The 13,208-nt window shown below is 70.5% G+C and carries 12 protein-coding genes; 8 read left to right on the forward strand and 4 right to left on the reverse strand.

All coding sequences use genetic code 11. The annotated features are described in order from the left end of the window. Positions 1-311 precede the first annotated feature (311 nt). Both purF and purM read left to right on the forward strand, forming a co-directional pair. Positions 312-1,871: an amidophosphoribosyltransferase gene (gene purF / locus QQA02_RS08285; protein WP_284864083.1), complete on the forward strand. Its 1,560-nt coding sequence runs from the start codon at positions 312-314 to the stop codon at positions 1,869-1,871. Next, positions 1,868-2,950, forward strand: a complete 1,083-nt coding sequence (gene purM / locus QQA02_RS08290) for a phosphoribosylformylglycinamidine cyclo-ligase (protein WP_284864085.1) — start codon at positions 1,868-1,870, stop codon at positions 2,948-2,950. The genes purF and purM overlap by 4 nt, the downstream gene beginning before the upstream one ends. A 92-nt stretch (positions 2,951-3,042) precedes the next feature. Here the strand turns inward: purM and QQA02_RS08295 are convergent, their stop codons facing one another. Both QQA02_RS08295 and ygfZ read right to left on the reverse strand, forming a co-directional pair. Beyond that, positions 3,043-3,285, reverse strand: a complete 243-nt coding sequence (locus QQA02_RS08295; RefSeq protein WP_211272327.1) for a DUF3073 domain-containing protein — start codon at positions 3,283-3,285, stop codon at positions 3,043-3,045. Between the two features lie 198 nt (positions 3,286-3,483). Continuing rightward, a complete protein-coding gene (ygfZ, locus tag QQA02_RS08300; protein WP_502870985.1) occupies positions 3,484-4,611 on the reverse strand; it encodes a CAF17-like 4Fe-4S cluster assembly/insertion protein YgfZ in 1,128 nt (375 codons plus the stop codon). A 22-nt stretch (positions 4,612-4,633) separates the two neighbouring features. On the opposite strand from ygfZ, the gene QQA02_RS08305 reads away from it, so the two are divergent. After that, entirely contained in the window at positions 4,634-5,602 is a 969-nt protein-coding gene (locus QQA02_RS08305; RefSeq protein WP_284775792.1) for an aminodeoxychorismate lyase, read from the forward strand. Between the two features lie 136 nt (positions 5,603-5,738). Here the strand turns inward: QQA02_RS08305 and QQA02_RS08310 are convergent, their stop codons facing one another. Further along, positions 5,739-6,362: a heme-binding beta-barrel domain-containing protein gene (locus QQA02_RS08310; RefSeq protein ID WP_284775825.1), complete on the reverse strand. Its 624-nt coding sequence runs from the start codon at positions 6,360-6,362 to the stop codon at positions 5,739-5,741. Positions 6,363-6,609: 247 nt separating this feature from the next. On the opposite strand from QQA02_RS08310, the gene QQA02_RS08315 reads away from it, so the two are divergent. Further along, a complete protein-coding gene (locus QQA02_RS08315) occupies positions 6,610-7,710 on the forward strand; it encodes a diacylglycerol/lipid kinase family protein (RefSeq protein ID WP_284775794.1) in 1,101 nt (366 codons plus the stop codon). A gap of 70 nt (positions 7,711-7,780) precedes the next feature. On the opposite strand, the gene QQA02_RS08320 is transcribed toward QQA02_RS08315, so the two are convergent. Beyond that, a complete protein-coding gene (locus QQA02_RS08320; protein ID WP_284775796.1) occupies positions 7,781-8,569 on the reverse strand; it encodes an LmeA family phospholipid-binding protein in 789 nt (262 codons plus the stop codon). 44 nt (positions 8,570-8,613) lie between these two features. Between QQA02_RS08320 and QQA02_RS08325 the strand changes: the two genes are divergently transcribed. The 4 genes from QQA02_RS08325 to pstA all read left to right on the forward strand — a co-directional run bounded on the left by QQA02_RS08325 (position 8,614) and on the right by pstA (position 13,198). Beyond that, positions 8,614-9,642 (forward strand): GNAT family N-acetyltransferase, encoded by a 1,029-nt coding sequence (locus tag QQA02_RS08325; protein ID WP_350309456.1) that lies wholly within the window; start codon positions 8,614-8,616, stop codon positions 9,640-9,642. 318 nt (positions 9,643-9,960) lie between these two features. Further along, positions 9,961-11,022 (forward strand): phosphate ABC transporter substrate-binding protein PstS, encoded by a 1,062-nt coding sequence (gene pstS, locus QQA02_RS08330; RefSeq protein WP_284864099.1) that lies wholly within the window; start codon positions 9,961-9,963, stop codon positions 11,020-11,022. Between the two features lie 166 nt (positions 11,023-11,188). Further along, positions 11,189-12,247 (forward strand): phosphate ABC transporter permease subunit PstC, encoded by a 1,059-nt coding sequence (gene pstC / locus QQA02_RS08335; protein WP_284775799.1) that lies wholly within the window; start codon positions 11,189-11,191, stop codon positions 12,245-12,247. A gap of 21 nt (positions 12,248-12,268) precedes the next feature. Beyond that, entirely contained in the window at positions 12,269-13,198 is a 930-nt protein-coding gene (gene pstA / locus QQA02_RS08340) for a phosphate ABC transporter permease PstA (protein ID WP_284775802.1), read from the forward strand. The last annotated feature ends 10 nt before the right edge of the window (positions 13,199-13,208 follow it).

The raw sequence follows: 13,208 nt of genomic DNA on the forward strand, positions 1-13,208 counted from the left end.
CCCGTGGGCATTTTGTGTAGGTTTGTCGGGCCGGCGTGACGTTTTCCCGGGTCAGTTTTCGGACTCTCGGGCAAACCCGCCCAAAATGCCCACCGGTGAGTCCATCGGGCACCGGTCCTGGTGCTGATGGTGCAGATGGGGCGCAGCTGTCGGCTCGGGCCCTACCGAGAGGGATGGTGGGCCCCGGCGGCCGAGCTGCGGGACCTGGTGCCCCGGCAGAACCGGAGGATCGGAGCCCGCACCGCCGTCCGGGGCCGATCCCGGGCAAGGGCGTTAGTGTCCCGCAACAACGGGCCGTTAAGATGAAAGACGTGGCAATCGAGAACTGTCCCGGACCGCACGGCGTCGCCGCGGACCTCGACGACCGCGGCGAGAACGAGCCGCGCGAGGAATGCGGCGTCTTCGGTGTGTGGGCTCCGGGTGAGGAAGTAGCCAAACTCACCTACTTCGGGCTGTTCGCCCTCCAGCACCGCGGCCAGGAGGCCGCGGGCATCGCGACGGGCGACGGCGACCGGATCGTGGTCTACAAGGACATGGGCCTGGTCTCCCAGGTCTTCGACGAGTCCCTGCTCAGCGCCTTCGAGGGCAGCGTGGCCATCGGCCACACCCGCTACTCGACCGCCGGTGGCAAGGACTGGTCCAACGTCCAGCCGATGTTCCGCTCGACGCGCGACGGCCTGGACATCGCCCTGGGGCACAACGGCAACCTGGTCAACTACGTCCAGCTGCGCGACGAGGCCGTCTCCAAGGGCCTGATCGACCGTGAGGACGCCTCCGACACGACCGTGCTGACCGCCCTGCTCGCCGACGGCGTGCACGGCGAGACCGGCATCTTCGAGGCCGCCCGTGAGCTGCTGCCGCGGGTGACCGGCGCGTTCTGCCTGACCTTCACCGACGGCAAGACCCTCTACGCCGCCCGCGACCCGCAGGGCGTGCGCCCGCTGGCCCTCGGCCGGCTCGAGCGCGGATGGGTCATCGCCTCCGAGACCTGCGCGCTCGACATCGTCGGCGCCTCCTTCGTCCGGGAGATCGAGCCCGGCGAGCTGGTCGCCGTGGACAACACGGGCATCCGCTCGGAGAGCTTCGCCAGGCCGCGCCCCCGCGGCTGCGTCTTCGAGTACGTCTACCTGGCCCGCCCGGACTCCGTGATCCGCAACCGCCCGGTCAACGCCGCGCGCATCGAGATCGGCCGGCGCCTGGCCCGCGAGTATCCGGCGGACGGCGACCTGGTCATGCCGGTGCCCGAGTCCGGCACCCCGGCGGCCGTCGGCTTCGCCCAGGAGTCCGGCATCCCCTTCGGGCAGGGCCTGGTCAAGAACGCCTACGTGGGCCGCACCTTCATCCAGCCCACCCAGACGCTGCGCCAGCTGGGCATCCGACTCAAGCTCAACCCGCTGCGCCACATGATCGAGGGCAAGCGACTGATCGTCGTCGACGACTCGATCGTGCGAGGCAACACCCAGCGCGCCCTGATCCGCATGCTGCGCGAGGCCGGTGCGGCCGAGGTGCACGTGCGCATCGCCTCCCCGCCGGTGAAGTGGCCGTGCTTCTACGGCATCGACTTCGCCAGCCCCGGGGAGCTGATCGCCAACTCGTCGTCGGCGGCCGACGAGGAGACCGTGGTCTCCTCGATCTGCACCGCCATCGGCGCCGACTCGCTCGGTTTCGTCTCCGTCGACGCGATGGTCGAAGCGACCGAGCAGCCCCGCGACGAGCTGTGCTGCGCCTGCTTCGACGGGCACTACCCGCTGGGTGTGCCCGTGGGCAACGACAACGCGGAGGTCGTGGCGGCCCTCCAGCACTGCGGCAGCGCAGATGAGTTCAACGACCTGGTCATGGCCGCCGAATCGAAAGGAAACCTGAACGGATGAGTGAGAACGAGGCCGCCTCCGGCGAGCAGACCGGGGCCTCCTACGCGGCGGCCGGCGTGGACATCGCCGCCGGCGACCGCGCCGTCGAGCTGTTCGCCCCGCTGGCCAAGAAAGCCACCCGCCCCGAGGTCCGCGGCGGACTCGGCGGCTTCGCCGGGCTCTTCGCCCTGGGCGAGTACCGCCAGCCGCTGCTGGCCGCCGGCTCCGACGGTGTGGGAACCAAGCTGGCTGTGGCGCAGGCCGTCGGCAAGCACGACACCATCGGCATCGACCTGGTGGCCATGTGCGTCGACGACCTGGTGGTCTGCGGCGCTGAGCCGCTCTTCCTGCAGGACTACATCGCCATCGGCAAGGTCGTGCCCGAGCACGTCGCCGAGATCGTCTCCGGCATCGCCGAGGGCTGCGTCCAGGCCGGCTGCGCGCTGCTGGGCGGCGAGACCGCCGAGCACCCCGGCCTGATGGAGGAGGGCGAGTACGACGTCTCGGCCACCGCCGTCGGCGTCGTCGAGGCCGACGAGCTGCTCGGCCCCGACCGGGTGCGCGCCGGTGACGTCGTCATCGGCATGGCCTCCTCGGGCCTGCACTCCAACGGCTACTCGCTTGCCCGCCACGTGCTCCTCGAGCGCGCCGGCCTGCCGCTCGACGGCTACGTCGAGGAGCTGGGCCGCCCGCTGGGCGAGGAGCTGCTGGAGCCGACGCGCATCTACGCGCAGGACTGCCTGGCCCTGGCCGCCGAGTGCGAGGTCAAGACCTTCTGCCACGTCACCGGCGGTGGCCTGGCGGGCAACCTCTCCCGCGTGATCCCGGAGAACCTCACGGCCCGCCTGAGCCGCGGCACCTGGACCCCGGGCCAGATCTTCCGCACCATCCAGTCCCTCGGCCAGGTCAGCCAGGAGGAGATGGAGAAGACCTTCAACATGGGCGTCGGCATGGTCGCCGTCGTCTCGGCCAACGACCGTGACCGCGCGCTGGCGATGCTGGCGGCCCGCCACATCCCGTCCTGGGAGCTGGGCACCGTCACCGAGTCCGCCGACGGCGAGGAGCGCGTCGAGCTGACCGGCAGCCACCCCGGCTACTGAGCCCCACACACAACGAAGCGCCGGTCCCTCCCGCTGGGGGAGGGGCCGGCGCTTCGACGTTCACCGCCCGCGCAAAGACCCGGGGACGGAGATCAGCGGCTACCGGTGGCCCGGCCGTCGCCGTCCTCCGTGTCGTCCTCGTCGTCGATGTAGGCGGCGTACGGGTCCTCGTACTCGTCGTAGTCCTCGTAGTCGTCATACCCGTCGTCGTGGGAGTCCTGGCCGGACTTACCGGCCAGCTCCCGCTGCAGCGACTCAAGGTCCATCTCGGGCGTGTAGTACTTCAACCGGCGTGCGACCTTCGTCTGCTTCGCCTTCGCGCGTCCGCGGCCCATGGCCATGACCCCCTTGGAGTTCGGGACTATCCAGGGCAATTCGGATAACCCATCGGCTGTTCAATCGTGATTATTCCTGTAAGACAGGATAGCGGGTACGCGAACAAATTTCTGCAATGGGCCCTGAGCACTACTTATAAGGCAAAGCTGGCGAAAGTGCGGTTAAGTTTCGTCAGTCCCGCCGGCGCCCCCGCCGCCTCAGCCCCGCCGCGCCTCGCGCAGCCGGTCGATCGCCGCGCGCCCGGCGTGCTCGCCTTCGTCGACCGGCAGGCTGTCCGGGTCGAGCACCGCTGCGGCCTCGCCTGCCTGCAGCTGCCCGCCGGTGAGCGCCGAGCGCTTGACCAGCCCCAGGGCGACCGGCCCGTCCTCGAAGTGGTGCACCACCGTGCCCAGCCGCCCGACGCGGCGCCCGCCCGGCCCGGCGGTGATGTCCGTGCCCGGTACCGGCAGCTCGGGGGCCGACCCGTCGAGCTGGAGCAGCACCATCAGCCGCGGGGAGCGGCCGATGTTCTCCACCCGCGAGACGGTCTCCTGGCCGCGGTAGCAGCCCTTGTGCAGGTGCACCGCGCCGGCGTGCCCGTGGCGGCCGATCCAGTGGGCGACCTCGTGGGCGATGGACTTGTCGTCCAGGTCCGCGCCGTGCTCCGGCTCCATGGCGGCCACACGCGCGGCCGTCCAGGTCATCAGTCCCGCTGGCTGCACGCCGGCTCCCGTCAGGGCGGCGGCTAAGCCTGCCAGTTCCCCGCGCTCGACGAGGAAGTCGGTGCGGGCGGGGCCCGCCCAGTCCACGGTGCGGGAGACGGCGACGCGGGGCAGCGGGACGTCATCAATTGAACCCGTGCCACCCAGGACGGTGACCACGCCCAGCCCGGTGGGCTCGACGGTGACCTTGGACCAGAAGATCATCCGCTCGAGGTAGCCGCGCAGCGACTCGGCCTGCGCGGCCGGGAGGTCGAGGTAGAAGGCGTCGGCGGTGCGGGTGACAAAGGCGTGGTGGGCGACGTGGCCCTGGGAGTCCATGTCCAGCGCCTCGGCGGAGAAGCCGGGTTCGGCGTCGTCGAGCTTCTGGGAGAGCAGGTTGTTGAGGAACTCCGCGGCCTCCTCGCCGGCCACGCGCAGCACGCCGCGCTGCGAGCGGTCGATGAACACGGGGCCCTGGGCGGCGGCGCGCTGTTCGCCGAGGGGGTCGCCGTAGTGCCAGGCGACGCCGGCGGCGTCGATACCTGTGGCCGCGGGGTCGTCCGGGTTCGCCGGCGTGGCGACCGGGAGATCCAGAAGGGGGGAGCGGTAGGTCTGCGAATCCGTCACGCCCCCGATGGTAGCCATGCGAAACGGGCATAATCGAGGTATGGCTGTCCCACAAGGAACCCGAGCGCCCGTCATCTTCGTCCTGGAACCGTTCGGGGGTTCGATCCGGCGTAACAACCCGAACCTGCCGTTCATCTTCTGGGACGACGCGGCGGTCACCCGCGGCGACGGCGTCTTCGAGACGCTGCTCATCCGCGACGGCAAGGCCGCCAACCTGCGCCGCCACGCGGAGCGTTTCCGCTCGTCGGCGCGGCTGCTCGACATGCCGGAGCCGGACGCGGAGTACTGGGCGCGCGCGACCGCCGAGGCCGCCGAGGCCTGGGTGACCGAGCGCGGCGAGGGCGTCGACGCCAAGTGCGTGTGGACCTACACCCGCGGGCGCGCCTCGACCGGCTACCCCAGTGCGTGGCTGGTGCTCAGCGACATCCCGCAGAAGACCCTCGACCAGCGCGCCAACGGGGTGAAGGTGATGACGACCCCGCGCGGCTTCAGCGTGGACACGACGCTTCCGGGCGTCGACGAGGTCACCCGCGGCGGCCTGGCGGGCGAGGAGCGTCGCGTCGCGCCCTGGCTGACGGTGGGCGCGAAGACGCTCAACTACGCGGCGAACATGGCCGCGCTGCGCTGGGCGCACGCCCACGGCACCGACGACGTCATCTACGTCGACCCTCGCGACGTGCACCCCGATAAGGGCCCGCGCGTGCTCGAGGGCGCGACCTCGACGGTGGTGCTGGCCAAGCCCAAGAAGCGGCTGCGCACCCCGGTGCCGGGCGGCGAGGTGCTGCCGGGCACCACGCAGGCGGCGCTCTTCGAGCACGCCGAGGCCGCCGGCTGGCGCTGCAAGGCGCGCGACATCTACCTGCGCGACCTCAAGACCGCCGAGAGCGTGTGGCTGGTCTCCTCGGTGCGCGTGGCCGCCCGGGTGCTCTCCCTGGACGGCAAGACCCTCGAGGCCGGCGGGGACCCCGGGGAGGTTCGCGCGCTCATCGAGGGCGCGCTGGGTTCCTAGACGTTCAATTGACGACGTCGCGCCTGCCCCGCGCGGGCGCGCGCGTGCCGGGTGGGTGCGCTGCCCGGCGCCGGGGCGCCGGGGTGGGCGCCTGGCCCCGGGGTGGCCGGGGCCTAGCCCCCGGGTGGGCCGGCGCCTAGCCGGCGTAGCGGGTCAGTTCGGCGGACATGCGCGGGCGCAGCTCGCCGTCGACCATGCGCTCGTCGACCCAGCCGAGGTGGTTGTTGGGCAGCAGGCCGTAGAGGCGCTTGCCGGGGCCGAGGGCCGTCGGGCCGGTCTCGGTGACCATGGTGGAGGCCGACTCGACCTGCCAGGCGCGCTCGGAGATCGGCTTGCCGTAGAAGATCTCGGCGACACCGGTCGAGTGCGTGGTCACGATCTCGATGTTGTCCTTGGCGTCGATGCGCCAGAAGCCGGACTCGCGCTGGTCCTGGCCGGTCGCCTCGCCGTTCTCGTCGATCTTCCAGATGCGGGACTCGTAGACGAGGTAGTTCTCGCCGTCGTGGGCGAAGGTGACCTGCTGGCCGAAGGCGTACTGGCCGTCCTCGGCGGTGTCCGCCTCGCCGGTGCCGCGCCACACGCCCACGAGGGGCAGCAGGGCGAGCAGGCCGTCGTGGATGTTCGGGCCCTGGCGCAGGTTGGCGGTGTCCTCGGCCACGGGCAGGTCGCCCAGGTTCGGGATGTTGCGCCCGGCGGTGTCCTTGGACTGCTCGGCGGCGAGGTTGATCGCCTCGTTGCCGTCGAGGGTGCGCGCCTTCATCGGCTGCTGGTCCGCGCCCTGCCCGGCGGCCTTCCCCGCGGCTTGGGCGTCGGCGGCGGTGTCCGCCCGGGAATCGGGGTTGTTCTGCGCGTTGTCGTGCTCGTGGCTCATGCGCACCAGGCTACAAGGCCCGCGCGACAACGGCGGTCTGGGAGGGGTCTCGGACGGGAGGATGGGCCCGTGGGTCGCGCTGCGGCAGCGCCGTGGGTCGCGCTGCGGAAGTGCGGCGCCCCGTTAGGGTGGGGGCATGCGCGCGCTCCTGATCACGAACCCGAACTCGACGGGTCAGCGGCCCGAGGTCATGCGGCAGGTGCTCGCCCACCTGCTGCCGCTGCCCGGCCTGCGGCTGAAGTCCGTGTTCACGCACTACCCGCAGCACGCCGTCGAGCTGTGCTCCGGGCTGACGCGGAAGGACTACGACGTCGTCATCGGCGTCGGCGGCGACGGCACGCTCAACGAGATCATCAACGGCCTGCTCGGCGGCGACGCCGCCGGTTCCGAAGGGGCGGCCGCCGACACCGACCCGGCGCAGATCGCCGAGGCCGAGCCGGGCGCGCCCGCCCCCGACCCGGCCGAGCTGCCGGCGCTCGCGCTGCTGCCGACGGGCTCGGCCAACGTCTTCGCCCGCGCGCTGGGCTTCCCGCAGGATCCGGTGGCCGCCGCGGAGCTGTTGGCCCGGCTGCTGCGCGAGGACCTGCTCCGCACGATCCACCTGGCCCGCTGGAACGGCAACTGGTTCGGCGTCAACGCCGGCTTCGGCATCGACGCCGACGTCATCGCCCGCATGGAGCGCGCCCGCTCGCGCGGCTTCGCGGCCACCCCGCTGCTCTACCTGACGACCTCGCTTCTGGCCTGGAACCGCATCCGCCGCGACCCGCCGCAGATCAGCGTGCGGGCGACCTCGGTGGACGGCGAGGAGATGGAGCTCGATGATCTGCCGCTGCTCTTCGCCTCGAACACGAACCCGTGGACCTTCCTCGGCCCGCTGCCGGTGGTGACCAACCCGGCGAACTCCTTCGACCGCGGCCTCGGGCTGTTCGGCCTGACCCACCTCGACGGCGTGGGCGGGGTGGCCGGCATGCTGCACCTGCTGGGCATGGGGCACTCGCGCTGGTTCGAGCGGTTCATCGAGAAGCGCACCGTGCGCGTCGACGACGCCGCGGACCTCACGCTGCGCAGCGTGCGCCCGCGCAACTTCCAGGTCGACGGGGAGCTGGCCGGCGAGTTCGACGAGATCCGCCTGCACACCGTGCCCGACGCCATCGAGGTCTTCGCCCCGCGCGAGGAGACCCGCTTCAGCGACCGCACACCGGGGCAGGTGCTGCGCGACTTCCTGCGCTGGCGCTAGGGGGCGCCGCGCGCCGGGACTGCCGGGTCCGCGCAGGCGCGCCGCCGGCACACCGGCCCGGCGCCGCCCGCTACCGCCCCGCGCCGTAGTCCGTAGAGTCGAAGTCGCTGGCCTCGGAGGACTCGATCGGTGCGAGGTCGCTGAGGCTCACCGTGATGTTGCGCCGCTGCGCCTCGAAACGCAGCGAGCCGCCGCTGACCCCGACCGACTCCACGCGCGACTCCAGCGGCAGCACCCGGGTGTCCAGGTCCCAGGCGAACGCCGCGGCGGCCTCCTCCTCGCGGCCCTCGGGGGCCTCGAGGACCTCATAGGGGCGCATGGTGAAGTGCTCGCCGTCGAGGCGCAGCGTGGCCAGCACCGTCACCGGGTCCGAGAAGCCCTCCGGAGTGCCGGTCAACTGCACCTCGGTCGCCCCGCCGCCGGTCGGCGAGATGTCGTAGGGGTTGGAGATGTCCAGGTCCGTCATGCCCAGCTGCTCGCCGACGGCCACCCCGTCGAGGCTGATGCGCCGGGTGCTCAGCTCGGCGCGCGCCCCGGAGATCTCCCCGGTGAGAACCTGATCGGCGGTCACCTTCAGCCCGTCGAGCTGGGTGGAGGCGTTGACCAGGCCGAAGCCGGGGGTGTCCACGTCGAGCACCTCGACGCTCATCCCGGAGATCTCCCCGGTCAGCGTCGAGGCCAGGTACGGGCTGCCGCCGATGGAGACGCGCGGCTCCATCTCCAGGTTGGACTCCCGGGCCACGGCGGACGCCACGTGCGCCTCCGCACGGGCGGCCACCGCGGCGTCGGCAAGCATGCCGCACGCGCCGACGGCGACCACGACGCCGCCGGTGAGCACCAGTTTCCGGGAGAATTTCACAACGAGCCATTGTAGCGGGGGCTCGCGTGGCTAGGGTGGGCGCCATGACCGCAAGCGAGATCACCGTGCACACCGGCGCCCCCGACGCCGCGACCGCCCGCGACCTGGTCGCCCGCACCGCTGAGGCCGACGGCTTCGAAGCCCTCTCCGAGCAGTTCCTGCTCGGCCTCGACGACGCCCGCCTGGGCCACCGCCACCTCACCGTCACCCGCGACGGCGCCCTGGTGGGGCTGGCCGCCGCCGACGGGGAGTCCGCCGAGCTGGTCGTCGACCCGGACGCGCGACGCGCCGGGGTGGGCCGCGCGCTCGTCGCGAAGTTGGGGCCGATCCCGCTGTGGGCGCACGGCGACCTGGAGCCCGCGCGCGCCTTCGCGCGCGAGCTGGGATACGGCGCGCAGCGTGAGCTGCTCGTGCTCGCCGTCGCCGGAGAGACGCTTTCCGACGCCGCGTCCGTCTCCTTCAGTGCGCCCGGGGTTGCCGAGGTGGGGCGCGAGGGCTTCCTGGCCCTCGACCTGGCGGAGTCCGAGCGCCGCTTCGGCCGCGACGCGGTGCTCGACGCGTGGCTGAAGGCCAACAACGAGGCCTTCTCCTGGCACCCCGAGCAGGGCAGCTGGGACCGCGAGCGCCTCGAGCGTGCGATGGAGGCCGAGTGGTTCGAGGCCGGCGACGTGTGGCTGCTGTGGGGCGGCGGTGACTCCGTCACCGCCGCCGGGGACAAGGGCATCGCCGCCGGGGACAAGGGCATCGCCGCCGGGGACAAGGGCATCGCCGCCGGGGACAAGGGCACTGAGGTATCTGTGCCGCCGCTGGCCGGATTCCACTGGACGAAGTGGCACGGCGGGCCGGCCGGCGAGGCCGTCGGCGAGGTCTACGTCATCGGGCTGGCCTCCGACTTCCGCGGCCGCCGGCTCGGCGACCCGCTGCTCGAGGTCGGCCTCGAGCACCTGGTGCGGCGGGGCGCGGACCGTGTCATCCTCTACGTCGAGGCGGACAACGAGGCGGCCGTCAAGGCGTACCGCCGCCGCGGTTTCACCGAGGCCGAGCGCCACGTGGTCTACGGGCCGGCCGAGTAGAACGGTCCGTTATCCCCCACGAACGGGGGTATTATGACCGGACATACTCTGTGATCTTATCCGGAAGTCTCTACGGAGGGTGCCCGTCAACACACAGCTAACAAGGGTGTCTATAAGCAAGTTTCTGTCGGCGACCCCCACCGTTAACGAGCCGTTCATCTTACATTGTCGCTGCGTACGCATCGGTTTCTTAGGTTGGTGCCACGTGAGCAACGGAGGTAGCCGGCATGTCCACGCCTCGGCGTGAAGGCGCACGGCCCGTTGGTTGCTCTCTATCTCTACGAGACATCCACGAGTCCCGCATCGCGAAAGGTTTCCCTGATGAAGAACTTCAAGCGCTCCGCCGCCGTCCTCGGCGTCGTCGCAACCGCCTCTGTCGCCCTGGCCGCCTGCTCTGAGGGTGGCGAAGGTGGCGAGCTGATCGGCGAGGGTGCTTCCTCGCAGCAGAACGCCATGGACTACTTCGGCACCAAGTTCTCTGAGACCGGCTCCAGCCTCGCGTACAACGCCTCCGGCTCCGGCTCTGGCCGCCAGAACTTCATCGGCGGCCAGGCGGACTTCGCCGGCTCCGACTCCCCGCTGAAGGAGGAGCAGGTCGACCCGGCCAAGGACCGCTGCGGCGGCGCTGACGCCTGGCACCTGCCGTTCGTCATCGGCCCGGTCGCCATCGGCTACAACCTGGACGGCGTCGACAACCTGAACCTGTCCGTCGAGAACGTCGCCAAGATCTTCAAGGGCGAGATCACCAACTGGAACGACCCGGCCATCGCCGCCGACAACGAGGGCACCGAGCTGCCGGACCAGGACATCACCGTGGTCTACCGCTCCGACGAGTCGGGCACCTCCGACAACTTCCAGAAGTTCCTCAAGGCCGCCGCCCCGGACATCTGGGAGACCGACGGCCAGCAGTTCCCGACCGCCGTCGGCTCCGGCGCCAACGGCTCCAACGGTGTCGCCACCGAGGTCAACAACACCGCCGGCGCCATCACCTACGTCGAGGCCGGCTTCGCCCACCAGAACGAGAACGTCGAGGTCGCCAACATCGACTTCGGCCACGGCCCGGTCGAGCTCGGCAACGAGTCCGTCACCAAGGCCCTCGACAACCTGACCTTCGAGACCGAGGGCAACGACATGGTCGTCGACTCCGACGCCCTGTTCGCCATGGATACCGAGGGTGCCTACCCGCTGGTCCTGACGACCTACGAGATCGTCTGCTCCGACTACAGCGGCACCGATAAGCCGGAGACCGCCGAGACCCTCAAGAGCTTCCTGAACCTGGCCCTGGATCACCAGGACGACGAGCTGGCCGACCGCGGCTACATCCCGGTCACCGGCGAGCACGCCGACCGCCTGAAGACCGCCGTCGAGGCCATCAAGTAGCCTGACCGAGGTTCATCAGCCTCCCGGTCACGCCGGGCTGACCGCAGAAACGCCCCCGAGGACCCTCGGGGGCTTTGCGGCGCCAGCGTGACGGTGCCCTGCCCGGTCGGCGGGACGCCCAACGCCCCAGAAACGCAAAAATCTTGTGAAGAAGGATCGCCGCCACATGGCAAACACCCCGAACGTCGACGAGCGCGAGACGCTCGACGGGGACCCGGCCCTCGCCGGTAAGACCGCCACCGGAGGCGCCGCCCCGGCCACCGATGAACCCAAGGTGGCCAGCAAAGGCGCCGGGGTCAAGCGACCGGGTGACCGTGTCTTCGAGTTCCTGTCCACCGCCGCAGCAACCCTGATCACCATCATCATCGCCGCGATCGGCCTGTTTCTGATCCTGCGCGCGATCCCCTCGCTGTCCCGTAACGAGGGCGGCCTCTGGGGCTTCCTGACCTACGCCGGCCCCTGGCAGACCCAGGACACCACCGCGATGCAGTTCGGTATCCCGAACATGTTCGCGGTGACCGTCCTGATCTCGCTGGTGGCCCTGCTGCTGGCGATGCCGATCGCCCTCGGCGTGGCGATCTACCTGTCGAACTATGCCCCCAAGCGCGCGGTCAAGCCGCTGGGCTACCTCGTCGACATGCTCGCCGCCGTGCCGTCGATCGTCTACGGCCTGTGGGGCTGGCAGACGCTCGGGCCCTTCCTGGGTGGCTTCTACGACTGGCTGCACAGCTGGGCGGGTGGCTTCTTCCTCTTCGCCACCTACGACAACTCGCCGGGCTTCGGCACCGGCCGCAACATGTTCACCGGTGGCGTGGTGCTCGCCGTGATGATCCTCCCGGTCATCGCCGCCACCGCCCGCGAGGTCTTCGTGCAGACCCCCAAGGGGCAGATCGAGGCCGCCCAGGCCCTCGGTGCCACCAAGTGGGAGGTCGTGCGCATGACGGTGCTGCCCTTCGGCCTGTCGGGCTACATCTCCGGCGCGATGCTCGGCCTCGGCCGCGCGCTCGGTGAGACCATGGCCCTCTACATGGTCGTCTCGCCGTCCTCGCAGTTCCGGTTCTCGCTCTTCGACGGTGGCACCACCTTCGCCACCGCCATCGCCAATGCCGCGGCGGAGTTCAACAACGACATCTCCGCCGGCGCGTACATCGCCGCGGGCCTGGTGCTGTTCCTGCTGACCTTCGTGGTCAACAGCATCGCCCGCGCCATGGTGAAGTCCAAGTAGGAAGGTGGGGAAGAAACAATCATGACCCAGGCAACCAAGGTCACCCCGGGCGGGGACGGCAAGCTCTCCGCCGACGGGCCCGTGTTCAACCAGATCTCCTCCTCCCGCCGGATCACCGACAGCGTCGCCAAGGTGATCATCTACCTGGCGATGGTCATCGCGCTGGTCCCGCTGGTGTGGGTGCTCGCCGTGGTGATCAAGAACGGCATCGGCACCGTCATCGACCCGTCGTGGTGGACTCAGTCCCAGCGCGGCGTCTCCAACTCCTCGCCGGGCGGCGGCGCCGCCCACGCGATCATCGGCACGATCGTGCAGACCCTGATCTGCTCGCTCATCTCGATCCCGATCGGCATTTTCACCGCGATCTATCTCGTCGAGTACTCCCGCGGCGGCAAGCTCGGCCGGATCACGACCTTCATGGTCGACATCCTCTCCGGTGTCCCGTCCATCGTCGCCGCGCTGTTCATCTTCGCGCTGTGGATCTCGGTCCTCGGCCAGGGCAAGTCCGGCATGGCCGTGGCCCTGTCCCTGGTGCTGCTGATGGTGCCGGTCATCGTCCGCAACACCGAAGAGATGCTCCGCGTCGTCCCGGCGGACCTGCGTGAGGCGGCCTACGCCCTCGGCGTGCCGAAGTGGAAGACGATCGCCCGCATCGTCCTGCCGACCGCCCTGTCCGGCATCATCACCGGCATCATGCTCGCCATCGCCCGCGTGATGGGCGAGTCCGCGCCGGTGCTGATCCTCGTGGGCACCTCCAACATCATCAACTGGTCGCCGATCGGTGGCCCGCAGTCGTCGCTGCCGCTGATGATGCTGGACATGTACAAGGCCGGCACGGCCCCCGCCGTCCTGGACAAGCTGTGGGGCGCGGCCCTCACGCTGGTCATCATCATCGCCCTGCTGAACATCGGCGCCCGGATCATCTCCGCCCGGTACTCCGTGAAGCACTGAGGCCATCGAG

The organism is Corynebacterium sp. MSK006 (assembly GCF_030232385.1).
Taxonomy (GTDB): domain Bacteria; phylum Actinomycetota; class Actinomycetes; order Mycobacteriales; family Mycobacteriaceae; genus Corynebacterium; species Corynebacterium frankenforstense_A.

Excerpts from the sequence above, each read along its gene's own strand:
- purM (WP_284864085.1), top strand. The coding sequence starts at position 1,868 with ATGAGTGAGAACGAGGCCGCCTCCGGCGAGCAGACCGGGGCCTCCTAC.
- QQA02_RS08295 (WP_211272327.1), bottom strand. The coding sequence starts at position 3,285 with ATGGGCCGCGGACGCGCGAAGGCGAAGCAGACGAAGGTCGCACGCCGG.
- ygfZ (WP_502870985.1), bottom strand. The coding sequence starts at position 4,611 with ATGGCTACCATCGGGGGCGTGACGGATTCGCAGACCTACCGCTCCCCC.
- QQA02_RS08305 (WP_284775792.1), top strand. The coding sequence starts at position 4,634 with ATGGCTGTCCCACAAGGAACCCGAGCGCCCGTCATCTTCGTCCTGGAA.
- QQA02_RS08310 (WP_284775825.1), bottom strand. The coding sequence starts at position 6,362 with ATGAAGGCGCGCACCCTCGACGGCAACGAGGCGATCAACCTCGCCGCC.
- QQA02_RS08315 (WP_284775794.1), top strand. The coding sequence starts at position 6,610 with ATGCGCGCGCTCCTGATCACGAACCCGAACTCGACGGGTCAGCGGCCC.
- QQA02_RS08325 (WP_350309456.1), top strand. The coding sequence starts at position 8,614 with ATGACCGCAAGCGAGATCACCGTGCACACCGGCGCCCCCGACGCCGCG.
- pstC (WP_284775799.1), top strand. The coding sequence starts at position 11,189 with ATGGCAAACACCCCGAACGTCGACGAGCGCGAGACGCTCGACGGGGAC.
- pstA (WP_284775802.1), top strand. The coding sequence starts at position 12,269 with ATGACCCAGGCAACCAAGGTCACCCCGGGCGGGGACGGCAAGCTCTCC.